The 22,592-nt window shown below is 62.7% G+C and carries 20 protein-coding genes and 3 pseudogenes; 14 read left to right on the forward strand and 9 right to left on the reverse strand.

What is annotated here, in order from left to right:
* Window positions 1-774: 774 nt before the first annotated feature.
* The gene (locus tag ACXJL8_RS02660; protein ID WP_456684590.1) at window positions 775-1,620 is read left to right on the forward strand and encodes an endonuclease/exonuclease/phosphatase family protein; all 846 of its coding nucleotides are present in this window, start codon (window positions 775-777) and stop codon (window positions 1,618-1,620) included.
* Window positions 1,621-1,629: 9 nt separating this feature from the next.
* Here ACXJL8_RS02660 and ACXJL8_RS02665 read toward each other — a convergent pair whose 3' ends face one another.
* The gene (locus ACXJL8_RS02665; RefSeq protein WP_456684591.1) at window positions 1,630-1,902 is read right to left on the reverse strand and encodes a hypothetical protein; all 273 of its coding nucleotides are present in this window, start codon (window positions 1,900-1,902) and stop codon (window positions 1,630-1,632) included.
* Between the two features lie 214 nt (window positions 1,903-2,116).
* Between ACXJL8_RS02665 and ACXJL8_RS02670 the strand changes: the two genes are divergently transcribed.
* The 4 genes and pseudogenes from ACXJL8_RS02670 (at window position 2,117) to ACXJL8_RS02685 (ending at window position 5,908) form a co-directional block, all read left to right on the forward strand.
* Window positions 2,117-3,148, forward strand: a complete 1,032-nt coding sequence (locus tag ACXJL8_RS02670) for an AI-2E family transporter (protein WP_456684592.1) — start codon at window positions 2,117-2,119, stop codon at window positions 3,146-3,148.
* 160 nt (window positions 3,149-3,308) lie between these two features.
* Window positions 3,309-3,854: a hypothetical protein gene (locus tag ACXJL8_RS02675; RefSeq protein WP_456684593.1), complete on the forward strand. Its 546-nt coding sequence runs from the start codon at window positions 3,309-3,311 to the stop codon at window positions 3,852-3,854.
* Window positions 3,855-3,904: 50 nt separating this feature from the next.
* Window positions 3,905-4,228: a hypothetical protein gene (locus ACXJL8_RS02680; protein ID WP_456684594.1), complete on the forward strand. Its 324-nt coding sequence runs from the start codon at window positions 3,905-3,907 to the stop codon at window positions 4,226-4,228.
* Window positions 4,229-4,670: 442 nt separating this feature from the next.
* Window positions 4,671-5,908, forward strand: a pseudogene (locus ACXJL8_RS02685) (IS3 family transposase).
* Window positions 5,909-6,247: 339 nt separating this feature from the next.
* On the opposite strand, the gene ACXJL8_RS02690 reads toward ACXJL8_RS02685, so the two are convergent.
* Both ACXJL8_RS02690 and ACXJL8_RS02695 read right to left on the reverse strand, forming a co-directional pair.
* Window positions 6,248-6,703: a MucR family transcriptional regulator gene (locus tag ACXJL8_RS02690; protein ID WP_456684595.1), complete on the reverse strand. Its 456-nt coding sequence runs from the start codon at window positions 6,701-6,703 to the stop codon at window positions 6,248-6,250.
* A 701-nt stretch (window positions 6,704-7,404) separates the two neighbouring features.
* Window positions 7,405-7,569, reverse strand: a complete 165-nt coding sequence (locus tag ACXJL8_RS02695; RefSeq protein ID WP_456684596.1) for a hypothetical protein — start codon at window positions 7,567-7,569, stop codon at window positions 7,405-7,407.
* Between the two features lie 196 nt (window positions 7,570-7,765).
* On the opposite strand from ACXJL8_RS02695, the gene ACXJL8_RS02700 reads away from it, so the two are divergent.
* A complete protein-coding gene (locus ACXJL8_RS02700) occupies window positions 7,766-8,848 on the forward strand; it encodes a PRC-barrel domain-containing protein (RefSeq protein ID WP_456684597.1) in 1,083 nt (360 codons plus the stop codon).
* Between the two features lie 536 nt (window positions 8,849-9,384).
* Here ACXJL8_RS02700 and ACXJL8_RS02705 read toward each other — a convergent pair.
* Window positions 9,385-9,741, reverse strand: a complete 357-nt coding sequence (locus tag ACXJL8_RS02705; protein WP_456684598.1) for a hypothetical protein — start codon at window positions 9,739-9,741, stop codon at window positions 9,385-9,387.
* On the opposite strand from ACXJL8_RS02705, the gene ACXJL8_RS02710 reads away from it, so the two are divergent.
* The 4 genes and pseudogenes from ACXJL8_RS02710 to ACXJL8_RS02725 all read left to right on the forward strand — a co-directional run.
* The gene (locus ACXJL8_RS02710; protein ID WP_456684609.1) at window positions 9,622-9,981 is read left to right on the forward strand and encodes a hypothetical protein; all 360 of its coding nucleotides are present in this window, start codon (window positions 9,622-9,624) and stop codon (window positions 9,979-9,981) included. The two genes, ACXJL8_RS02705 and ACXJL8_RS02710, sit on opposite strands and share 120 nt — an antisense overlap.
* On the forward strand, window positions 9,968-10,837 hold the full coding sequence (locus ACXJL8_RS02715; protein WP_456684599.1) for a DUF1206 domain-containing protein: 870 nt from the start codon (window positions 9,968-9,970) through the stop codon (window positions 10,835-10,837). Before ACXJL8_RS02710 ends, ACXJL8_RS02715 begins: the two co-directional genes overlap by 14 nt.
* 303 nt (window positions 10,838-11,140) lie before the next feature.
* The gene (locus tag ACXJL8_RS02720; protein WP_456684600.1) at window positions 11,141-11,992 is read left to right on the forward strand and encodes a metal-dependent phosphohydrolase; all 852 of its coding nucleotides are present in this window, start codon (window positions 11,141-11,143) and stop codon (window positions 11,990-11,992) included.
* Between the two features lie 285 nt (window positions 11,993-12,277).
* Window positions 12,278-13,064, forward strand: a pseudogene (locus tag ACXJL8_RS02725) (efflux RND transporter periplasmic adaptor subunit); the annotation flags it as partial.
* 67 nt (window positions 13,065-13,131) lie between these two features.
* Here the strand turns inward: ACXJL8_RS02725 and ACXJL8_RS02730 are convergent.
* Both ACXJL8_RS02730 and ACXJL8_RS02735 read right to left on the reverse strand, forming a co-directional pair.
* Window positions 13,132-13,809: a response regulator gene (locus ACXJL8_RS02730; protein ID WP_456684601.1), complete on the reverse strand. Its 678-nt coding sequence runs from the start codon at window positions 13,807-13,809 to the stop codon at window positions 13,132-13,134.
* A gap of 20 nt (window positions 13,810-13,829) precedes the next feature.
* On the reverse strand, window positions 13,830-15,917 hold the full coding sequence (locus ACXJL8_RS02735; RefSeq protein ID WP_456684602.1) for an ATP-binding protein: 2,088 nt from the start codon (window positions 15,915-15,917) through the stop codon (window positions 13,830-13,832).
* A gap of 1,096 nt (window positions 15,918-17,013) precedes the next feature.
* Between ACXJL8_RS02735 and ACXJL8_RS02740 the strand changes: the two genes are divergently transcribed.
* The 3 genes from ACXJL8_RS02740 to ACXJL8_RS02750 all read left to right on the forward strand — a co-directional run bounded on the left by ACXJL8_RS02740 (window position 17,014) and on the right by ACXJL8_RS02750 (window position 20,449).
* Window positions 17,014-18,000: a L,D-transpeptidase family protein gene (locus ACXJL8_RS02740; RefSeq protein ID WP_456684603.1), complete on the forward strand. Its 987-nt coding sequence runs from the start codon at window positions 17,014-17,016 to the stop codon at window positions 17,998-18,000.
* Window positions 18,001-18,131: 131 nt separating this feature from the next.
* Entirely contained in the window at window positions 18,132-19,031 is a 900-nt protein-coding gene (locus tag ACXJL8_RS02745) for a Crp/Fnr family transcriptional regulator (protein ID WP_456684604.1), read from the forward strand.
* A 276-nt stretch (window positions 19,032-19,307) separates the two neighbouring features.
* Window positions 19,308-20,449, forward strand: a protein-coding gene (locus ACXJL8_RS02750; protein WP_456684605.1) for an IS3 family transposase whose coding sequence is annotated in 2 segments (ribosomal slippage) — window positions 19,308-19,575 and window positions 19,575-20,449 — 1,143 coding nt in all. Because the reading frame shifts where the segments join, the coding sequence is not laid out codon by codon here.
* Between the two features lie 120 nt (window positions 20,450-20,569).
* Here ACXJL8_RS02750 and ACXJL8_RS02755 read toward each other — a convergent pair.
* Both ACXJL8_RS02755 and ACXJL8_RS02760 read right to left on the reverse strand, forming a co-directional pair.
* A complete protein-coding gene (locus ACXJL8_RS02755) occupies window positions 20,570-20,881 on the reverse strand; it encodes a hypothetical protein (protein ID WP_456684606.1) in 312 nt (103 codons plus the stop codon).
* A gap of 55 nt (window positions 20,882-20,936) precedes the next feature.
* Window positions 20,937-21,230: a hypothetical protein gene (locus ACXJL8_RS02760; protein WP_456684607.1), complete on the reverse strand. Its 294-nt coding sequence runs from the start codon at window positions 21,228-21,230 to the stop codon at window positions 20,937-20,939.
* A gap of 136 nt (window positions 21,231-21,366) precedes the next feature.
* Here ACXJL8_RS02760 and ACXJL8_RS02765 point away from each other — a divergent pair.
* Window positions 21,367-22,331: pseudogene (locus tag ACXJL8_RS02765) on the forward strand (IS481 family transposase).
* Window positions 22,332-22,428: 97 nt separating this feature from the next.
* Here ACXJL8_RS02765 and ACXJL8_RS02770 read toward each other — a convergent pair.
* A partial coding sequence (locus tag ACXJL8_RS02770; RefSeq protein WP_456684610.1) for a transposase occupies window positions 22,429-22,592 on the reverse strand: 164 nt, incomplete at its 5' end.

The following is a 22,592-nucleotide window of genomic DNA, read 5'->3' on the forward strand; positions in this document are numbered from 1 at the left end:
AAAGGTTCAAGCGGGCGATAAACTCTGTCCTAAACCGTACCGGTTGCAGCGAATTATCTACTGACGCGCACCAACATGGCTCTGCGGCTCAGCTTAACGCCTCCGACCTGCCGTCTTTCCCGCCTCACGTCGTGGCAGCGGAAACCGACGATACGTTGATCGTTTGGGCAGGCTCTTACCACGCCTGCACAACGCCCCCTGTCGGGATGAGCGGCACAGCCTTGTCAGGCTTCTCCCGGCGGCCTGCTTGCGCGGAGATGCGCAAAGGTGGGGAACTTCAGCCCGCACAGCTGCTCCAGGCAGCGTCCTCACTCGACGGTGACGTCTGCCCTCGAACAGCTCCGAAGCCCACGGGCCGCATCCGGAAACGGCGAACCGTCCGCCGCACCGGGCGGTTATCTCCTGCGAGAATGCGTGCGCTCGCGAGTTCATGCTCGTGCACTAGAGGCATTGATGGAGAAAACGGCAGGCGCGACCATGACGCCAACTGGAAATCGGTCGAGCTTTCGCCTACTGCCGTGGGCGCGCGCGACTTTGGGCCTGCTGGTTGTGGTCCCGGGGGCTGCTACCTTTGCGCCGATGATCAGCACGGATTTCTGGGCGGTCCGCTTCCTCAGCTTTCCACGCGTGCAGTTCCTCTGTGGGCTCAGTGCGGTTCTCCTTCTCTCGCTGGCGCTTCCGGACCGGCTTCGTTGAACCGGCCTTCTGACGTCAGCGGCTGCTCTCAGCGCTATTGCCTTTCAGATCTGGGTCCTGGTGCCCTACTCTCCTCTCGTGCCGGTTCAAGCCGCAGCAGCGCAGGAGTGCGCCGCGCAGAACCGGCTCAGCCTTCTCGAAGCCAACGTCCAGATGACCAACGAGCATGACGACCGCCTCTTCCGGATGATCAGAGAACAAAGGCCGGACGTACTTCTCATCGAGGAGGTGGATGACTGGTGGAACCAGAAGCTCAACAACCTGCATGGCGAGTATACTTACTTCAAACATTATGTTACGCAAAATTATTTCGGAGTCGCGCTCTTATCTAAATATCCCTTGACCTCGGCTGACGTCCATTTCCTGGCCGACGCGCGTGATCCGGCGATCTTCGCTACCATAAAGATGCCGTCCGGCGATGAGGTACGTCTGTATGGTATCCATCCGCGTCCGCCACAGGTCGGCCAGTCCTCGGCTGAACGTGATGCACAGATTATGGCCGCGGCCCTGGCGGTTAGGAAGGCAGATGATCCCGCCATTCTGGCCGGCGACATGAATGCGCCCCCCTGGTCGTCCGTGGTGAGACGTGCAGCGCGTATCGGCCCAATGCTCGAACCACGGGTCGGGCGTGGCTGGAAGCCAAGCTGGAAAGCAGGCGCTGCGGTCATGCGCTGGCCGCTCGATGAGGTGCTGGTGACGCCGCAATTTGCGGTAGCGGAACTGCAGGTCCTGCCGCCGTTCGGCTCGGACCATCAGCCCGTTTTGAGCCGCCTCTGTTATGCACCTGGGAATAGTTCGGCGCGGAACGTGCCGCGCACAGATCCTGGTGATCTGCCCGCGGCCCACGCGGCAGTCATAAAAGGCCAGAACAAGGCCGAGCACTCACCCGAACCTAAACCGGGAAAACAGGAGCCCGCGCCGTAGGATAGAGGGTTAGCCAGCGAGCACCGAGAAAAACTCACCGGCTTCCAGATATGCAGCAGGTCCTCCGGTTCCTTTGCGGCGATCCTCGCCTGCGAGGGCAAACGCCTGCTCATAGGGGAGCGCTCCGATCCGGAGATCGTAGGCGCGATATTGGCCATCGTGCGCCGACGGGACGGGGTTGTGGCTGCCTGCGACCTCTTCACCGTGCAACTCGCTCCCGAGCAGGCCGTCGCCGCAGTTGGGGTCGAGTTCGCGAGCGCGCTGCGGACCCCGCAGATCCAAGCTATTATCTGGAGAGTTGGGCTGAGGTCCGGGAGTCGCACCCGGAGATCGTCAAGTTGTTGATCAAGCCCGACGCTGTTGGGAGGTCAATATAGGCCACCAAAGACAAAGCCCGCAGAGATGCCGCCGAGTTTCGAACTTACCTCGTCCGGCTAGATTGAAGAGAGAAGCACAGCTTTTTCTGGCGCCCGTTGCTCAAGGGGAGGGGCTAATTTTGGATGAAAATAGCAGAATTCGCAATCGTCTGCTGGCGGTTATCGCGGCCGTGATCTGTACCGAAGCCCTGCGTGTAAGCTACCCGGTCACCATGCCACTTGCGGTCGCGTTCATCGTGATTGCGGCGATCTGGCCAATCAAGCCCTGGCTCGATTGCTTCCTGCCGACAAGCCTTAGTTATTTGGGCGCCATCTTGGTGCTAACCGTGGTGTGCGCCGGGTTCATCGCCGCGGTCTACTTCTCGGCGGCTCAGATGGTCGCCGCCTTCGATCACAACTGGAGCAGCTTCAGCGCTGCCTTCGAGAGCGTCTCGGATTGGGCGCAGCAATGGGGTCTGCCGGTTGGCGGCAAAGAAGGCTACAACCGTCTCGTCGGCTTCGGAAGGGGCCTCCTGGAGAACGTGTACACGACGTTCGGCTATCTCGGTTTCATCGCTGTCCTAGTCGTGTTTGGTCTGCCGGAGGTGACGGCCATGCGCACTAAGCTGCGGCAGGCGTTCGGCACAGCTGAGCACCAAGAAGTGCTCGAAGCGGTTGATGCGGTTGCGACCAAGATCCGGATGTACCTGGGGGTGACAACCCTAACCAGCCTGCTGACCGGTGTCGCCACAGGCGTGTTCGGCTTCCTTGTCGGCCTCGACCTGGCACTCGTCTGGGGCGTCCTGAACTTCCTGCTGAACTACATCCCCGTCGTCGGAAATCTGGTGGGTATCATTCCTCCGGCCCTCTATGCGGTCGTTCAGTTTCAAAACACGACGATGCCGCTCGTCGTATTTATCGGCTTGGGGGTGATTCAGCTCGCAATCAGCAACATCGTCTATCCCATACTCCAGGGATACAGCCTCTCCCTGTCGCCGGTCATGATCCTCCTGTCGCTGTCGTTCTGGAGCTGGGTCTGGGGTATCGCCGGAGCTCTCATAGCGGTTCCGCTTACCGCAGCCTTGGTCATCACGTGCGAGCACTTCCCAGCGACACGCTGGATTGCAAGGCTGCTGGCGCGGCCAGACAACCGGGGAAAGGATTCGACCTGACCGGCTGGCTCTGGGCCGAGCTGATTGAGAGGGCCAGCCGTAGAAAAAAGTGGAGCAGCACGATTTCGGTCCGCTCCCGTACAGCTACTCGGATCATCTTGGATCATCCGCACCACTGCTCCGTTTGTAGGACGATCTACGCAGACTGGAGATGGCGGTGATGAAGCGACTCGCCTTAGCCTCGACGGCGGTTCTTGCCGCGCTGGCGTTCGCCCCGACCGGAGCTAACGCGCGCGGCTTCGGCGGCTTCCACGGTGGAGGCTTCCATGGCGGCTTCCACGGCGGCGGATTTCGTGCCGCTGGTTTCCATGGTGGTTTCGGTGGCTTCCGGCACAGGGGCTTCGGCGGCTACCACGGTGTTGGCCTGCGTGGAGCTGGGTTCCATGGTGGCCTTAGCGGCTTCCATGGCGGCTTCTGGCATGCGGGCTTTAGTGGCTACCGCGGTGTTGGCTTTCGGTACGGCGGGTTTGGCTATGGCCGTCGGTTCGGCTTCGGATATGGTCGCGGCTTCTACGGCCGTCGGCTCGGTTACCGCCGCTTCGGCAATGGTACGGGCCTTGGGCTGCTCACTGGCGCAGCGATCGGCTACGGTTTGTCGGGTGGCTACGGCTATCCTTATGGCTATGGCGGCTACGGCGGTTACGGCTATGCGCCTGTCGGCTTCGGTGGGTACGGCGCTTACGCGTATCCGAGCTGTGGCTACTGAAGTCTGACGAAGCGGTCCTTTCGCTTCACGGGAGCGGAGGGGCTGCTTTGATGTGCGGCACGGAACCTCAGTTCAACGACGGCGTCGGTGACGTGCTGTTCACGATCCTGCTCGGCTACGCGGTCGGAACCGGAGGAGGCCAGCATGGAGCTGGCGAGATCGTGCGGCCGCTGGTACAGGCGGCGCTCGGCCGTCTGCTTATGGGCGTGATCATGGGCTACATCGCCTGCCGCGCGATGCGGGTTTTCGATGACTTCTCGGTAGAATCAGGATCGCGAGGCAAAGGCACCCGAGACCGTCCTGCCGAAGCTATGGCCGGGAACGACGAGCCGATCAGAGCGGCACGGTGGGCGAGTATGGCTAACCGCCTCTAAACTCGGTCCGTCCGCGTTTGCAACACGTCGATGGAAGATGATGGTCGTGGAGCGGCAAAGGCACACGGAGGTTGCGAGGTTGAACATCAGCCAACCATTTTCAAGGTGCTGGATGCCTCGTCTCAATGACGCAGCCTTGCTGTTATGGACGGTCTGCCTCTTGTTCGGTGCTGCAGGACAAGCTGCAGCGCAATCCCCATCCAAATTCTTCCAGTACAAAGAGCGGCAGTTTTGGAATGCATGTCCACCGCGGCTCAAATACGCGGCAGGTACATGTGTCCGTCGTTGTCCAGCAGGGTACGAGGACTATGGCCGGGTTTGCCGCCTACGAAACATGAGAGGGGGCCGTAGCCGATAGCCCTCGCCCGCATCATGGATCATGGACCGCACCCCGTTTTGACCGAACAGGCGGCATAGCTCACGAAGGCATAGGCGTTGGCCTATGGGTAAGGCTATGTCATCCGATCCGATCGCCCCACCGGTGCATGGCGAGATCCTGACCGGCGTTCAGCGTCGCCGGCGCTGGTCCACCACCGAGAAGATCCGCCTCGTCGAGGAGAGCTAGCAGCCCGGCTCGTCCGTGTCGTTCGTCGCCCGCCGCTACGGCCTCTCGCCCAGCCTGCTGTTCTCGTGGAAGCGGCGCATGCTGGAGGGCGGCCATCAGGCCGTGCACGCCGACGAGGAGGTCGTCGGCACCAGCCGCGTGCGCGAGTTGGAGCGGCGCGTGCGCGACCTCGAACGCCTGCTCGGGCGCAAGACCGTGGAAGTCGAGATCCTGAAGGAGGCGCTCGACATCGCGCGCACAAAAAAACCGACCTCGCCGCTCAGCTCTTGGAGCGGTTTGACGGGCGGTTCGCGGTGAAGGCGGTCGCCGACACGCTCGGCGTGGCCCGCTCCCACTTGGCCGAGCGCCTGAGCCGCCCCGCCCAGCCGCGCGGTCCCTACCGCAAGCCCGAGGATGCGCTGCTGTTGCCGACCATCCGCGCGATCGTCGATGCCCGCCCGAGCTACGGCTATCGCCGCGTCACCGCGCTGGTGAACCGGGCACTGCGCTCGCGCGGCGAGGCGAGCGTCAATGCCAAGCGGGTGCTGCGCATCCTGCGGGCGAACGGGCTCACGCTCGCGCCACACACCGCCCGCCGGCCCGGCCGCACCCACGACGGCATCGTGGTGGCGCTGCGCTCGAACGTGCGCTGGTGCTCGGATCACCTCGAACTGCGCTGCCAGGACGGTGCGATCGTCCGGGTGCTGTTTGCCATCGACGCTTGCGACCGTGAGATCATGGCGTGGTCGGCGACCACGACGGACGTCTCAGCCGAGATGGTCTGCGACCTGATGATCGCCTGCTGCGAGCGCCGGTTCGGCGCGACGAAGACCCCGCACCCGGTCGAGTGGCTGTCCGACAACGGCTCCGCCTACATCGCCAAGGAGACAGCGCAGACGGCCGCCGCGCTCGGCCTACGGCTGCTGTTCACCCCGGTGCGCTCGCCGCAGAGCAACGGCATCGCGGAGGCGGTCGTGAAGACGCTCAAGCGGGACTAAGCCCGCCTCGCCATCTTGGCCGACGCCGAGACCGTGATGCGGTTTCTGCCGGCTTAGTTCGAGGACTACAACACCATCCACCCGCACTCCGGCCTGCGCATGCTCTCGCCCCAAGAGTACCTCAGCCGGAGTGCCTAAACCCACCCCGCTGCCTGTCCGGTCAAACAGGGCGCACTCCACACCAGTCCGGCCACTGCGGTCCCCGAACCGTGGTCGGCTGCATCCGGGGCGTGAACGCCTTCAAAAGGCACTCGGGAAGCGGGTTTCTGAAGCACATCTTGCGGGCAGGTACGTGCCAAGGCCTTGTTCCGGACCAAAGCGTCAGCGGCTTATGAGTAGAAGGAGCGCTGCGCTGAGCCTTTTCCGAGCCGTAGGTGCTGATAAGGGAGCGTTAGGCTCGATCTGCTCGTCAGCAGCGACGTTAAGCTTGCTCTGCGTCGCTGTTGCACCAGCAATACGGCTGCACTCAGCCGCCGATCAGAGGACCTTCCGGCGCGCCTTTGACGCAGCCTCGGACATGGCGCTTGGGCGTCCCAGGCCAATTGCCTTCGCGATCTGGGAGCGCTGCTCGGCGTAACTCGGGGCGACCATCGGGTATTCAGCCGGCAGGCCGTAGCGCTCCCGGTAGCTGCGCGGATCGAGGCCGTGAGTGCTCAGATGCCGCTTCAGCGTCTTGTAGGTCTTGCCGTCGATAAAGCTCACAATCCCGTCGTCCCGGATCGATTTGCGGATCTGAGCGGGCGTCGGCTTCTCGACATCTCTCGCAGGGTCCGTGACGCACGCATCATTCAGCCTGCTAATCGCGCTATAGACGTTCCGGAGCAGGCTCGGCAGTTCCAGCATCGGAACCGAGTTGTTCGAGACGTAGGCGACGACGATCTCGCTGGCCAAGGCCGCTGAGCCGAAGCCAAGCTCATTCTTCTTTTCTATCACGTTGTTTGTTCCTGAACCTATTCCCTAGTGTTCGCGATGGATCTTCTGGCAGCATCAGACAAGTTACAAATACGTAACATGAATGTGACTGAGGCTGAACGCATAAAAGATCCTCCTTGTACATGTGCTTTGCATGCTTCGGCAGACGGCGAGGTGAGCCACTATGGCTCGCTGGCACCCTCGGTTGGCCCCCGATGCGGCTTTTCGAGCCGCAGGGCCGAGAGCGAGCGAAGGGAGCTAACGCCCTCTTCAGAGTGGCGTGCTCGTCTCCCTGTTCAAGCCGCCAGTGACACCTGCCTTGTCAGGGAATTCCGCAGTACGTGTCGGGGACAACGCTAGCCCAGGGCTGCACCGCGGAACTGCAGCACGCTGCTCGTCTTGCTCGCATGTGTTCGCACTCGGTCCTCCGTCCAGCAGGATCCGTGCGTCCGCCCCCAGCAGGAGTTCGAGATGAAAACGCTACCGATCATCACGTGTGCAGTCTTTCTGGCTATGTCCGGCGCGTCATTCGCCCAGTCCGGGACCAGCGGTTCGCAAGGGAATAGCGCTGCTGGAGGGCAGCAGACATCCCTGGTGACCGCCAACAAGATCAAGCAGGACTTGCAAAACGCTGGCTTCACCGATGTTAAGGTTGTGGCGGAGTCGTTCGTAATACAAGCCAAATCAAAGGACGGAGATCCGGTGCTGATGACGATCGGCCCTCACGGTATGTCGATGTTCCAGGCGGTGGGCGGCAGTTCCTTAGGCAGCTCGAGTTCGGGCTCCGGCTCGAGCTCGAACTCGGGATCAAACGCCACCGGATCGGGCTCGCAGAAGTAGCTTTCCTGCAAAGCGGCGGGCCGCAGCCCCTCGTCTGCCGCTTCCACTCCTGATCCTCCACGCCAAGAAAACCTGGCCAAGTTAAGGCATGTCAGGAGAATCCTGACATGCCACGGCTGTTCTTCCTGGCTCGCCTTTCTGTCCTCAGACCCGATCTCATCACGGAACAAGCACTGTCTGTGTCTTTGCCGCGATTGAGCGCGGTAGGAGCGCCCAAGTCGGTGCACATCACGGAGAAACATCATGCGGTCATTCGCACTCGCCCTACTCGGTTCGTCGGCTTTGTTCGCTTCGGCCGCAGTGGCTCAGACCGGCGCTGCCACAACGAATGCAACGAACTCAAATCAGAACCAGGCCAGCCTCGCCGATTGCGATCGGCTCATTGTCCTACTCGATCAGCGCAAACCCGACGATGCTAAGGTGACGCCGGACACGGTTCGAGGCTGGAAACGCGACAACAATGCCAGTGCCTGCCACGGTACGCTGGTGCGGCTCGATCCGGATTCCACAAACCAGCAGGCGCAGACAAACTCCAGCAACGGAGCACGCATTGTGGTCCAAGAGCCCGCTCCGCAGATCCGCGTGCAGCAGGGTCAACCCACGGTAACCCTGCACCCGGTGCAGCCGCAGATCACCGTGCACCAGGCTGCGCCAACCGTCACTGTTAATATCCCGAAGCCGGAGATCACGATCCGCATGCCGCGGCCGGACGTCGACGTGTCACAGGCTCAGCCACAGGTCTATGTCAGCCAGGCGCAGAACCAGGCCGATGTGAACGTGCAGCGGCAAGGCCAGGCTCAGCCCCAGGTCCAGTACACTCAGGAGCAGCCGAAGGTCACGGTGAACCAGGACCAGGGGCAGCCGAAGGTTCAGGTTGAGCGCACGGGCCAGGCGAACCAGGATCAGAACCGTCAGGCGCGATCAGCTGACCAGCGGCGCGCCTACGAGCAGGAGTTCGGCATCATCGATACGACCGCCAGCACGGGCGCGAACGCCGGTGCGGCCCATGCTGTGCGGGTCAAGCAGCTCGACGACATGAACGTCTACAATGCCAAGGGCAAGAAGCTCGGCGAGGTCGATCGCGTGGTTATGAGCCAGAAGAACAACAAGCGCTATGTTGTGGTCTCACACGGCGGGTTTTTGGGCATCGGCGAGGACAAGGTCGCGTTCCCGCTTGAGCGTTTCGCCATGAAGGGCAACGACCGCCTCGTGATCCGCGGCGTCAGCGATCAGGACATCGAGAACATGGACAACTGGAAGAAGGATGGGGCCGACTACCTCAAGCTCAAGGACGACGATCAAGCAAGCCTATACGTGATGCAGTGAGCCAGAACGGTCCCTGAGTGCGGGACCGCTCGCAAGCGGGCCGGCTGTGTGAGCCAGGTGCTCCCGGCCGGCTCGACCCATTCGGGGATCCCGCGGGTGACCGCGGGAGGGACCTCACGTCAAACGCACCCTGGTTGTCTTCACCCCTTACCTGAGGCTCACCCTATGCGCACGATCCTCATCGTCCCAGCGGTTGCACTTCTCGCGCTGACCGGTTGCAACGACCAGAAAGCCTCACAGGCGCCGAAGAACACGAGCTCCAGCACGGAGCCCAAAACTACCGGTCAGGCGCGCACTAGTGGACCAGCTGCGCCTGCGCCGGCCCCGAGTAACACGGCGACCACGGCGCCCCCCAGCAGCACAGTCGCGACGTCCAACTCGCAGACGACTGCCGCCTCGACCGGCTCGTTAGACGCTTACAAGGGCCGGACCTTTACCGCCGGTCCGGTCTCGTTGCGGCTCAATCCCGACAGTACGTTCCGCATGGACGAGATGGATGGAAACCGGAAGGTTGAGGGACAGTGGCAATACACCCCTCAGAGCAGTCTTCTGGTCTTTTCCGACCCGAAAGGCGACACCGGGCAGGCGCAGTTTCCAATGCGCTGCCACTTCCAGGACGTCGGATCTAACGCGTTTAAGCTAGGCGAGACGGCGGGGTCCTGTACGCGATTCAAGGACATGACTTTCAAGCCCGTTGCAGGATAGTTGGCGGTCCTGCCTTTCAGGACTCCAGCTCGAACGTATACAACAACCAGAACCAGACGATTGGTGAGATTGAGGATCTCGTCGTTCAGAACGGCAAGACGATCAAGGCCGCGGTGATCGGGATTGGGGGCTTCCTCGGCATGGGCGAACGCTATGTCACCGTCGACCCAGCCACGCTCGTCCTGCATTGGGGGAGCGACGACAACATTCGCGTTACGACAAACACCACTAAAGACGATCTGAAGAACTCTCCAACGTTCAATTATAAGAAGAAACGGAGAAATCTCTCACCCCCAAGCCACATCCCGGAGAGCCTACGCCAAGGGCTAGGTAAGTTCGCAGAGAGGGCCAGCACCGCTGGTGGCGAGACCGAAACCGTCAGGCTATGCGCGTCGAAGCGAAGTGGTCTGAACGATGAAGAGGCTTGACGTGCGCCACCCACAGAAACGCGCGCTCGAGATCTTAGCCCGCGCTGGTTACGGAGCACGCGGGATCGTCTACTGCCTGGTTGGTGGATTAGCTGTGCTGGCAGCAATCAGTTCGGGTGGGCAGACGAGCGGGAGCAAAGGCGCACTTACCGCTCTGATTGGGGAGCCGTTCGGACGCGTATGGCTTGGGCTGATCGCCATTGGCCTCGCCGGATTCGCGCTCTGGCGCGTGATCGAAGCGGTGACAGACGCAGACCATCGGGGCACCTCCGGCAAGGCTCTGGTCCGGCGTGCAGGGCACGTCATCAGCGGAGTGGCCTACAGCGGATTGGCGCTCTCAGCCGCACGGCTCGCACTTGGCTGGCAGCGCGGCGGTGAAAGTCAGAAAGGGGCTCAGGACTGGACAGCTTGGCTGCTAGCGAAGCCATTCGGTCAATGGCTAACTGCGCTAGTCGGCTTGGTGATCGTAGGCGTCGGAGTAGCGTTTTTGGCTAAAGGGTTGAAAGGGAACGTTCTAGAACGGCTTGCCCTGCCTTCGGAGGTACGCAAGTGGGCGGTGCCGCTGGGCCGTGTCGGCTTTGCAGCCCGCGGCATTGTCTTTGGCCTGATCGGCGGCTTGCTGATCCTGGCCGCCGTGCACAGCAGCTCTGCAGAGGCGAAAGGCTTGGGCGGCGCCCTCCAGGTATTGCAGGCGCAGCCGTACGGCTGGGTTTTGCTGGCCGTCACAGCTGCTGGCCTGTTTGCCTTCGGAGTTTTCGGCCTTGTTCAAGCGCGCTACCGCCGCATAGACGCACCCGATTCAGCGGACGCGAAGTCACGACTGGTGCAATCGGTACCTGAGGCTGCGCACTGGTGATCAGACCTAAACATCTGAGCATCAGAGGAGAGACGCATCGCACAGCCCTGTCTTCGTCAACTCAGCCGCATGTGAAGCTCGGATCAAAGCGGAGGCCACGAAGTTGATCCTCAGTGAGCCGGGTCTGCGACATGCTCGCGCTGGTGCGCGGTCAGTTCTGGATCATCTCAGCTCTGACCACCGCGTCCGTGGCGGTGTTGGCTCGCCTCCCCTGACCCACGGAGCAGAGCTTCAGGCGTACGACAAGGTTGGGAAAGGCGGCCGCAGTAGGGACGGCTCCTCTAGGCGGCGGGAGTGCCCGGCATGATCACGACTGCTCAGCTCGCGTCACGGGCTCTCGGCGACCACCTCGCCGCCGAGTTCCAGGGCACGTTCGGCCCCAGCCAAGCGCCCTTGGCCGAAAAGGTCGGCGCCGCCGCTCATCTTGCCCTCGAGTGCTTGGCGAACTCTGACGCGCTCTACCACGACCTGGAACACACCCTGCTCGTTACGCAGGTCGGCCTCGACATCTTGCGCGGCAAAACTCTGCTCGAATTCGCCACGCCCGAGGACTGGGCACACCTATTACTCGCCTGCCTCCTGCATGACATTGGATACGTGCGGGGCGTTCTTAGAGGCGACAGCCCTGTGGAGGGGTACATCATCGACGGTGCGGGCCACCGCGTCGTGCTGCCGCGCGGCGCCTCGGACGCGGCGCTGACCGCCTATCACGTTGACCGGTCCAAGCTTTTTGTCGCCGCGCGGTTTAGCCAGTCGGAGGTTCTGGACGCAAACCGCATCATGCGCGCCATCGAGCAAACTCGCTTTCCGGCCAAGCCCAGCAATCCCGACAGAGATTCAGACAGCGAGGCTTCCCTGGTCCAGGCGGCGGATCTGATCGGGCAGATGGGCGACCCCCTCTACCTCCGCAAAGCCAATGCGCTCTTCCACGAATTCGAGGAGGCCGGGACAAATACCACCCTGGGCTACACATCGCCTGCCGATCTGGTCGAACGCTATCCGGACTTCTTTTGGCAGAGCGTATCCTCGCATCTGGAGAGTGCGCTCAAGTACTTGGAGGTGACGGTGAGCGGGCGCCAGTGGATCGCCGACCTCCAGTCCAATGTATTTCGCGCGGAACGCTCAATCACCTTCGGACGGTCCCACGGGGTTTAAGTCGTGGTAGGCCCGCTAGTGCCGTAATGCGGGGACTTGTCCGCAAGCCACGCTTCGGGTGTCATGCCCTGCTTCTTCGACAGCTAATGGATTGGCTTCTGGGCGGCTCGTTGGCCTCACTTGTCGTGAGCATGGACAGCTTCAAGCTTCGCAATGTTAGCCGTCTCGGAGCTTGGGGCGATGAGTTCCCCTCAGGTGCGCGGTAGCGCAGTGCTAGCTCAGCGCCTCGGCATTCCCTGAACGCGGGATTGTGATTGTCGTTGAGCGGGTCATTCGATCAAGCCCGCTCAGCTCATCGCCAATCCCGGCTTCGACGCGGCGCGACGGCGGCTGCAGAACCTCAACGTCTCCGAGGCGGTCACCGACGAGATGGAGCGCACCCGGAAGGTGCCAATGGCGATCACTTTGTCCTCGCCCCGGGACGGCGTGGTCCTGCAGAGCACGGCCGTCGAGGGCATGAAGGCGGCGGCCGGCGATACCCTGTTGCGGGTCGGCGATATCTCCCGGATTTAGGTGCTCGCCGACGTACCCGAGCGCGACCTCGGCAGCGTCAAGGTCGGCCAGCCCGTGACCCTGCGGGTGCGCTCCCTGCCGGGCCGGACCTTCTCCGCAAAAGTCGGGGTCATCTACCCGCAGGTGAACCCCGAGACCCGGTCCACGCGTGCGCGTCGAAGTGCCGAACCCCGATGGCGCGCTCCTGCCCGACATGTACGCCGACGTGGAGATCGCCACGGCGCAGCCGACGCCCGTCGTAGCAGTCCCGGACGACGCCATCATCGACACCGGCGAGCGCCAGGTGCTGCTGCTCGACCGCGGTCAGGGCCACTTCGAACCGCGCGTCGTAAAGGTCGGCACGCGCGGCGAGGGCTACACCGAGATCCGGGAAATCGTGGCGGCCGGAGACACGGTGGTAATGGCGGCGAACTTCCTCATCGACGCAGAGAGCAACCTGAAGGCGGTGATACGGCATGGCGCTCCTGTTCCTGCCCTTCGGAGCAATCGACTGGGTACTTTATCCTTGCGATGTGCAGACAGGTTCGTGCAAGCTCGATATGCTGCCGTGAGCTTATGATCGGTGAGAGCTAACCTTCATCTGCCGCAAACGCCCCGGACGAATCTGCGCCAATCGGCGTGCCGGTTCAGCCGTTTTCTGGTTGCCAGTGTAGATCATCTAGCCAGCCATGCGCGAGGGCATACCTGATGATCTCTGACCGGGCTTTCAAATCCAGCTTATCAGCTGCGCGCGCCCTGTAGGTTTCGACTGATTTCACGCTGAGATCGAGATTGCGCGCGATCTCTTTGTTGCTCAAGCCTTGAGCGACAAAGCGCAAGACCTCCTCCTCTCGCGCGCTGAGAGGCTCGTGTCCGCCTCCTGTAGCAGCGTCATCTTTGTGCCGGCCTGAGGTGGAGATTGCCTGCCTGGCAACGGCAGGATCGAGATACACGCCACCCGAAGCGACCGCCCGTACGGCTCTGAGAAGATCGTCGGCAGCTGAACGCTTGAGAATATAGCCACGGGCGCCGGCCTGCAGGATAGGCTGGACGTAGGCCGCATCCTCATGAACCGTTAGAATGAGAACCCTGACACCCGGGCAGTCAGCGGCCATGCGCCTGGTTAGTTCCAGGCCGTTGAGGCCCGGCATCGAGACGTCGATCAAGGCCACGTCCGGCACGGCCTTGCAAATCTGAGTAAGTGCTTCGCACCCGGTTGTAGCCTCTCCGACAACAATGATCTCCGGATCTGCTTTCAGGAGCGTACTGATGCCGGCAAGCACGACCGGATGATCATCGGCGAGAAAGAGACGTAGCTGGCCCATGACGCAAGCTGGCCTTCCAATCACGAGGAAACGGGTGGCAGTGGGATGCAGATGAACAGCGCTGTCCCCACCCCCGGAGCAGACTCCACGGTCAGTCTCCCGCCTAACAGGGACAGGCGCTCACGCATTCCTGAGAGGCCCAGCTTCGGCTGCCCTGCTCCACGCGGTGCGAGCACACCGCTTCCGTTATGTGCATCTGCATCAAAGCCCCGTCCGTCATCCTCAATGACGACGCGCACCTCCGCGTTCCGCTGTTCGACAGCGATGATCGCGCTGCGAGCTTCGGCATGCTTCAAAATGTTGGTGAGGGCCTCCTGCACGATCCGGTAGATCGCAGTTTCGACCTCTGTCGGCAGTCGAGAGCCGTCTCCGACGGATTGAAGCTCGGCCCGAATGCCGTGGCGCTCGACCCACTGGTTCAGAAAGGCTTGCAGGGCCTCGCGCAGACCGAGGTCGTCGAGCGCAGTCGGGCGTAGGTCGACGGCGGCGCGGTGAATGTCACGTCCAATCTCACCGGCCAGCGTCTTAAGCCAGTGGAGATGGCTGCGCACTTCGCTGGCGGGCCGGTCGCCGTCAATCAGCGTTTCCATGCTTTTTAGACCCAGCGAGAGGCCGGTGACCGTCTGCCCGACCTGGTCGTGCAGTTCGCGTGCAATCCGACGCTGCTCGTTCTCCTGCGCCTCTGCCAGGCGGAGTAGCAGATACGACCGCTCTGCGTCCGCGTGTTTTCGGAGTTCGATATCCGCAACGACGCCGTAGATGACGCCTTCGGGTACGCCCTCGGAGAGTTTTGGCACCCGACCGGTCACCCGCACCCAGTGCGAGATGCGGTCAGGATGGAGAACCTGAAACTCTATGTCGAGGGGCTTGTTGCCCTCGACGCATTCTCGGATCGCGGCCAGAATGCGGGGTTGCTGCGCCGCGACAATCTTTTCCAGGACATCACTGGTCTGCCACGCGAGTTCCTGCCCCACACGGGTGGACCTTGGAAGGCTGAGCAGACGTCGCGCTCGTTCGGAACCTGTGACGTGTCCACTTTCACTGTCCCAACGCAGCGTCCCGAGTTCGGCGGCCTCGACCGCAACCGCGCCTGCTTCCTCGCTGAGGCGAAGAGCAAGCGTCATGCGGGCGTTCTCGTTCTCCCGCCGGTGAGCCATGTCGCGCGCCACCAAGCCTGCCAGCCCCACCGCAAGGACAAAGCTGGCCAAGCTACCGCCGCCGAGAACGAAATACGATCGGGCGACAGGCGCATTCAACGCGGTGAGCGGGATCGCGAAATGCACCGACCAGCCGCCGGTGCCCTCAAGCGTGCGATAGACGACCTCGACCTCCTCGCCCTCGAGTGTCGCACCGGTGTAGAAGCCCTGCGGCGCACGAGCGATGGCGTCCCGCAGAGAGGGACTTGCTGGGCGACCGATCTCACTCGCCTCGGCTCGTGTCCGCGCGACCAAGTTGCCGTAACGGTCGGCGACAGCTCCGATCCAGTCCGCGGGCGCGCCGGCATCGCGCAAGATCGAGCTGACGGCATTCGTCGCCAGGAGGACGGAGAGCACATAGTGCACTGTGTTACCGCGGATGACCGGCACGCGAAGCGCGACCAGACGCTTGCCGGAGATCGGCCCCACTGGTCCAATGCCGCCGATCACGGGCTGGCGCGTGCTGAGCACCTCTTCGAAGCTGCGGAAATCCGCCGTTGGCGCCAGATCGGCGTCAGGCGGGCGGAGCAGGTTGATGAGCTGCACACCGTCTGGATTTGAAAGCTCCACAGTTTCCCAGAGCGGATGCCGATCCTTGAGCCGCTCGGCCTCGTTATAGAAGGATTTTAGGTCGAGTTGATCCAAGCTGGTCGAGGTGGCGAGGGCCTGGAGCACCTCGACCTGTGTTGCGATATCCGACGCGATCCGTTCGGCAGCTCGCATAGCACTCAGCTCGGCAGCATGTCGTGCGACATCGCGTTGCTGTTGAGCCATGAAGTAGGCGATCCAGCCACTCAGCAGCAGCACGGGGATCGCGGCTGCGAAGGCGAGCGACGTCAGGACGCGTTTGCGACCGCCCCTCAGACGGCGTGCGTGAACCAGGGAGCCGTCCCGACCACCAGCCTCATCCATGTGACCGTCTCGCAGCAGGCTCCGACAAGCCGTTAAAGGTAATGCGAGCTCGTCGCGAGAGGGACCGGAGGATCAGCAGAGCCTGCAGGCGAGTTGGATGTTGGTTGTGAGCGCGCTGATCTGGCGTCCCCTGACGGGGGCTGAGCAGTCGCTTGCCTGGACGCGATGAAGCTGTTGAACAGTGTTCAGCTATGGGAGCGTCCTCGTCCATCGCACCGCGTTCCGTCGAGCTTGCACTGGCTACGTAAGCAGCCGTTCCGGCTGAACCCCTTCGTGGTTTCTCCTGCCGCCGCGCAAATCTCGGTGCCATTCGTGCGCGCCTCGGCCGTAGTGAGAATGCTACCAGTCCCCTGCAGTGGCGAGGTTGCGTACCGCCTACGTGCTTACCACCGAGTCCATGGCCCTCGTTCGACGGGGCCTATTCCCCACGCGGGCTCGAAAAGCCGCTCCCGCTGGGAGTGCTATCGCGGAATTCACTCCCGGCCGCTTCGCTGAGCCGGCCAAGAGCCGGATAGCTGGCTTTTGCACGTCTGCCGCGAGCAGATTGTTTATCGCAGACCAGGCACCTGTCACACCCATGGTACAGGGCGGCAATCGCCTGGAAGATAGCTAAAAATCCGGTGCTTGGAGCTCGATCCGCCAAGAGCCGTCAAGGTAAAGTGCGCGACTTTCCGCATCCGTATCTCCAGATGTGAGTAGCAGTTCGCCGGGGACGCCTGCTTCTGCGGACTGAACCCACAACGGCCATTCAGCAGGCGAGGTCCGTCGAGTAGCGCTTTTCCTGACAGACGCTTCCGGGACTCCCGACAGCGACAACCTCATGAACTGCTTGAACAAGGCCAGCGCGGCGCCATCCTGAATGGCTCCTGAGTCCTTGATCGTCAGACAACAGCTCTGCTTCTGAGGCGGGTACCTGGAGCCCAGAGTAGCGCTGTTACCCGACCGGCCACCGCGCGCCGCATCCAGCAGAGCGAACGTTAAGGAGAAGTCCTGTGCGACCAGCCGCACTAATCCTCCCGACGCTATTCGGTGCGGCCGCCTTGGGCTCGCCTGAGCCCGAGCGCCCCATCATCGGCGCGACATGCAGGAGCACGTGATGTCGATGGGTACCCGCGTAGCAGTATTGATTGTGAGCACGTTAGCCCTGCCCAATCCAGCCATAGCGCAGCCGCTGGATCCTGACGCGATCAACCACGCCAGCGTCTCTGATGACCAGGGCTCGCGCGTCCTCGCAACGAAGTTGCAAGTTCTGCTGGCCAGGCACCACTTCTCCCCCGGCGTAATCGATGGCCGGATGGGCGAGAATGTCTTGCTTGCGCTCGGCGCCTACCGGCAGGCCAATGGTCTGCCAAGCTCTGACGCAAAGCTCGACCGCAAGACCTGGTCCAAACTCATTGAGACCGCGCCAGATAAGGTGATTGTGAGTTACACGATCACGTCAGACGATACGAAGGGGCCGTTCACGAGCAGCATTCCTGATGATTTTGAACAGGAGAGGAAGCTTGATCATCTCGGCTACACGAGCCCGCGGGAGATGCTGGCCGAGAAGTTCCATATGGATCAGGATTTCTTGAAGGAGCTCAACCCGGATGCGGATTTCACCAAGGCGGAGAGTTCGATCTTCGTTGCGAACGTCGAGCCTTCCGGGGGTGACGCTGGACAGGATGTTCACCGCGTCGAGGTCGACAAGAGCAGCAATCAGGTTCGCGCCTACGGCGAGGATGATCAGCTCCTCGCTGTCTACCCGGCGACGGTCGGCAGCAAGGAGCGCCCGGCGCCCAGCGGCACGTTGGAGGTGAAAGGCGTAGCGGAGGACCCCACCTACACCTATCATCCGAGTCTCGACTTCGCTGGTGTGAATGCCAAGCAGCCGTTCACCATGGCGCCCGGACCGAACAATCCGGTCGGACTGGTCTGGATCGAGCTCTCGAAGGACGGCTATGGCATCCACGGAACCCCGGAGCCTGCCGAGATCGGCAAGACGGCGTCACACGGGTGCGTACGCCTGACGAACTGGGACGCTCAGGCGTTGGCCAAGCGCGTCAAACCCGGCGTGAAGGTTGAGTTCGTCGGGAGCACCTAGCGGCTCGGGTCACCGTCTGCCTCTACCGCATCGGCGCATCGACGGCCGCGCTACATTCKGGCACCGCACTAGCAGTAAGTGAGGTACTCCAAATATCTCCGACTATACGCGCGAGATTGTGATCGAAAACTTTGATCGTCATCGAATTAAGAGCGACCAATCTGAAGTACGCTCGTTATAAGACTGGCGAACAGTATTTCGTTTCTGCTGGTGAGGAAGTCATGATTTCGCCTTGCAATCTGATCCTGTCCTCGCTCCCCGCGGTGGATTGGGCCGAGCTTGGGCCACTGCTGGAGCGCGTCCCTCTGCGAAGGCGGCAGGTGCTTGAGGAGCCCCGCACAGACATCCCGTACCTCTACTTCATCGAGAACGGGCTTGCGGCCCTCCAAGCGCGAACGCACTCGGATGGTGCTCACGGCGTGGGCCTCATCGGCCGGTTCGGCATCACCGGCTTGCCACTCGTGCTCGGAACCAGGCGCTCGCCCTTGCGCATCGTTGTCCAGACCCCGGGCGAAGCTTACCGGCTGAAGGCAGTGGACGCCGCGGCGCTCTTCAGCACGGACACCGCACTCCGGCGCTTGGCGCTGGCCTATGTGCAGGTGCGGATGGTTCACGCCGCTCAGGTCGCGCTGTGCAACACCCGCCACCCTGTCGAGCATCGGGTCCGGCGCTGGCTGCTGATGGCGCAGGACCTGCTGGGCGAGGACGAAATCTGCGTCAGCCACTCCACCATCGCCGGTCATCTCGGGATGCGGCGGCCCAGCGTGAGCGAACACGTCAAACAGTTGGAGAAGGCCGGGCTGGTGAAACAGACATTCTCCTGCATATCAGTGCAGGATCGCGCGGCGCTGGAGCAGGGCGCGTGCGAGTGCCACAGGCTGATCTGGGCCGAGTACCGCAGGTTATGGGGTCCAAACTCCCTTCCTGACGTGGATTGTCGCGTCGCCAGGAGGTCGGGAGGCTTGGAGTCGCTGAGGGAAGCGGCCGCCGGACCGCCTATTCGGCCGGAGTTCGCGGCCCGGCTGCAGTGATGCCGTGACCCGCAGAAGACCAGGGGCGGGATTGGGGGTCATCGATCTGAACCGCACCCCTGATCTTGGGTGATTCAGCTGTGCACCTGAAACGTCGTGCATCGCTCGATGTCGAGGGGTGAAAGATCGCACGATGAGAAACAATCGGCGGTGCGGAAACGTCCACTTGAGGAGCAATTATGGATGCAGCAACCGCGCCGGCCGTCCACATGACCTGACCGGCTGGCTTTGGACCGGGCTGATTGAGAGGATCAGCCTGGACCAGAGGAGTTGGGGATGAAGCGAGGACAGAGGCCGAGCGCGGAACAGGTCGTGCTGATGCTGCGCCAGATCGAGGTGCAGACGGCACAAGGCAAAAGCATCGCAGTCGCCTGCAAAGAAGCGGACGTCTCCGAGCAGAGCTACTACCGCTGGCGCAAGGAGTACGGCGGTCTGAAGGTCGATCAGGCCAGGAAGATGAAAGATCTGGAGCGCGAGAACGCTCGGCTTCGTCGGCTTGTGGCTGATCTATCTTTAGAGAAGCAGGTTCTGGCGGACGTCGCCTCGGGAAACTTGTAGCCCCCGAGCGACGCCGGCAGGCGGTCGACGGCATTCGGGAGAAGTACGGCCTCTCGGAACGTCATGCCTGCCGGATCGTCGGCCAGCACCGGGGCACGCAGCGCTACGTGCCCACCGTGCCGACCGACGAGGATGGGCTGACCCGAGCCATCATTGCCCTGGCCTCCGAGTATGGGCGCTATGGCTACCGTCGTGTCACCGCGCTGCTGCAGGCAGACGGCTGGCAGGTGGGCAAGGACCGGGTTCAGCGCATCTGGCGTCGCGAGGGGCTGAAGGTCCCCAGCCGACAGAGACCCCGCAGCCGCCTATGGCTGAACGACGGCTCGTGCGTGCGGCTGCGGCCACTCCACCGCAACCACGTCTGGAGCTTCGACTTCGTGCAGGCCCAAACCCATGACGGCCGGAGCCTGCGCATCCTGACGCTGATCGATGAGCACAGCCGGGCGTGCCTCGCACTGAAGGTGGCGCGGCGCATCAACAGCCTGGGTGTGATCGAGGCCCTGGCAGAGGCGATGTGCCTGCATGGCATCCCGGAGAACATCCGCTGCGACAATGGTCCCGAGATGATCTCAAAGGCACTGCGCAAGTGGGTCGCTAAAGCCGGCTCGCAGATCCAGTACATCGCACCCGGCTCGCCGTGGGAGAACGGGTACTGTGAGAGCTTCAACGGCAAGCTGCGCGACGAGTGCCTGAGACAGGAGATCTTCTACTCACTCAGGGAGGCACAGATCGTGATAGGTCACTGGCAGAACACGTACAACCGCGTCCGGCCGCATTCGTCGCTGGGCTACCGACCGCCCGCGCCTGTCAGCTTTCCGGATCTGGCCTTCCGGCTACCCATGGGTGCGACCATGCAGTAGCCTCGCAACTGGCCCGGTCCAAAATACCGGTCAGGTCAATCTTAGACTCAGAGAATGGTGAAGCACTCGAGTCTAGCCCACAGCAATTCCGGGTCCGTTTCGCGCGGAAAAACGACGCTTTCAACTTAAAGTTGAAGTGGTATGGCGCTGCTCCGTAGGCGATCGGTCACGCAGCATCCGTAAAGCCTCGGTGTGCACGATCCAGGCCGCCAGGCGCGTGCGAATGAAGTCAGGGCCGCGCTCCGTGGCAAGGCGCACGATAACCTCAGCGCGCAAAGCTGGGTAGTGAGCATCGTGAAGAGCCCAGGCACGCTGGTAGGCCGCCTCCTTGCGGTAGAGGGCCCAGACATCCAGCAACGGCAGCTGCGCCTCGCGCCGCAGCGCGTTCCGGCGCAGGATGCCGGCGAGGATTGACACTTTGTCGATCTTCACCGGCCCCGCCACAGTCATCTATCTCCGCCGGAGATGGGTGTCACGGCGCAATGCATCACCGGCCGGCGGCTATGGCCCGCAAGCTCCGCAGCCGCAGCAGGAAGCTGAATGCGGTTTCGGCTACCCGCAGATCGCGCAGCGCCGCAGCCCGACGATCATCGTCCAATTCGAGCCAAGGTGACACAGCGCGGCGTAGCGTGGTGCGCGCCCGGATCAGGCCATCCATCGCCCGCGCCGTCGATCGCCCATCATCCGAGTCGCGCCAACGCGTGGTGATGCGCCAGACCTCAGCCTCCAGCGCCTCGATCAGCGCGGTGGCTTCGGCGAGGTCGAGCGGCAGGCTGCACACTTCAACCCGCAACGTCTCGCAGCGTCGACAAGTGTTTGGTTGCGGAACGTCGTTGGGATGCGGCGCGTTGGGCGATCACAGCCTATGCTTGGCGGTTCGACGGTGTGCGCCGCCATCCTGCTAGGAGGGAGCGCTGATGCTCGCCATCCACCCCCAAGCTCGCACGACCCCGGCCGTCCGCGCCGAGATCGCCCGCTCGCACGAGAGCTCCAGCGTGCTGGCCAAGCGCTACGGTGTGTCCACCGAGACCATCCGCAAGTGGCGCAAACGCGGTCCCGACGCTTGCCAGGACCGCTCGGCGCGCCCCACAAGCTCGCGTGGCGCGCCAGTGATGAGGAGCGCGCCATCGTGTGCGCGCTCCGCCGTTCCACCGGCTTTCCCCTCGACGCGCTGACCTTCGTCGTCAGCCACTTCCTGCCGCACCTGAACCGCGACGCGGTCTACCGCATCCTCAAGGCCGAGGGCCTCAACCGGCTGCCGCCCGCCGAGAAGGCTCGCAAGCCGCATGGCAGCTTCAAGGACTACGAGGTCGGCTTCATCCACGTCGACGTGAAGCACCTGCCCAAGTTGCAGGATCGCGACTGCGTGTCGCGCAAACGCTACCTGTACGTCGCCATCGACCGGGCCTCCCGCTACGTGCACTTGGCCGTCAAGGACGACGAGACCACCGCCTCGGCGGTGGCCTTCCTCTCGGACGCGCTCGGGGCCTTTCCGTTCAAGGTCACGCACGTGCTGACTGACCGCGGCTCCTGCTTCACGGCCGATGCGTTCGAGGCCGCCTGCGCGCGGCACGGCGTGCAGCATCGCAAGACCCGCCCCTACAAGCCCAAAACCAACGGCATGGTCGAGCGCTTCAACGGACGCGTCCAGCGGGAGGTGTTGGGGATTACGCTCTACAGCCACGCCGACCTGGAGATCGTGCTGCGCGGCTTCAACGCCGCCTACAATGGCCGCCGGCAGCGCGTGCTGAACGGGCTCTCGCCCGAGATGGTGCTGCGTCAGCGCCTCGAAGCCGATCCCGCATTGGCCAACCCAACCTACAAGCCACTCAGTCCCAGTCTCATTAAGCGCGCCCTCCGCATCGTTGAAGATGCCAAGTAGGTCTCACATCCAGACAGCTAGGAGCCCGTCCGAGTAACGAGTTCACGAGGTGGGATGAGCGTCGAAGTCTGGGCAGACGTGTGCGTCGGCTTTGGGCTCAGTGCCCGGCCTTCGCCAATTTGAGGAGGTTGTGGGCGGTGCAGATCAGCGCCCATTCGCCCCGGACCTGATCGAGGCCGCGGAGTAAGAACTGTCGGAAGCCCCGGGCCTGCTTGATCTGCCCGAATACCGGCTCGACGACCTGCTTCCGGAGGCGATAGC

It is taken from the genome of Bradyrhizobium sp. P5_C11_2 (assembly GCF_054049755.1).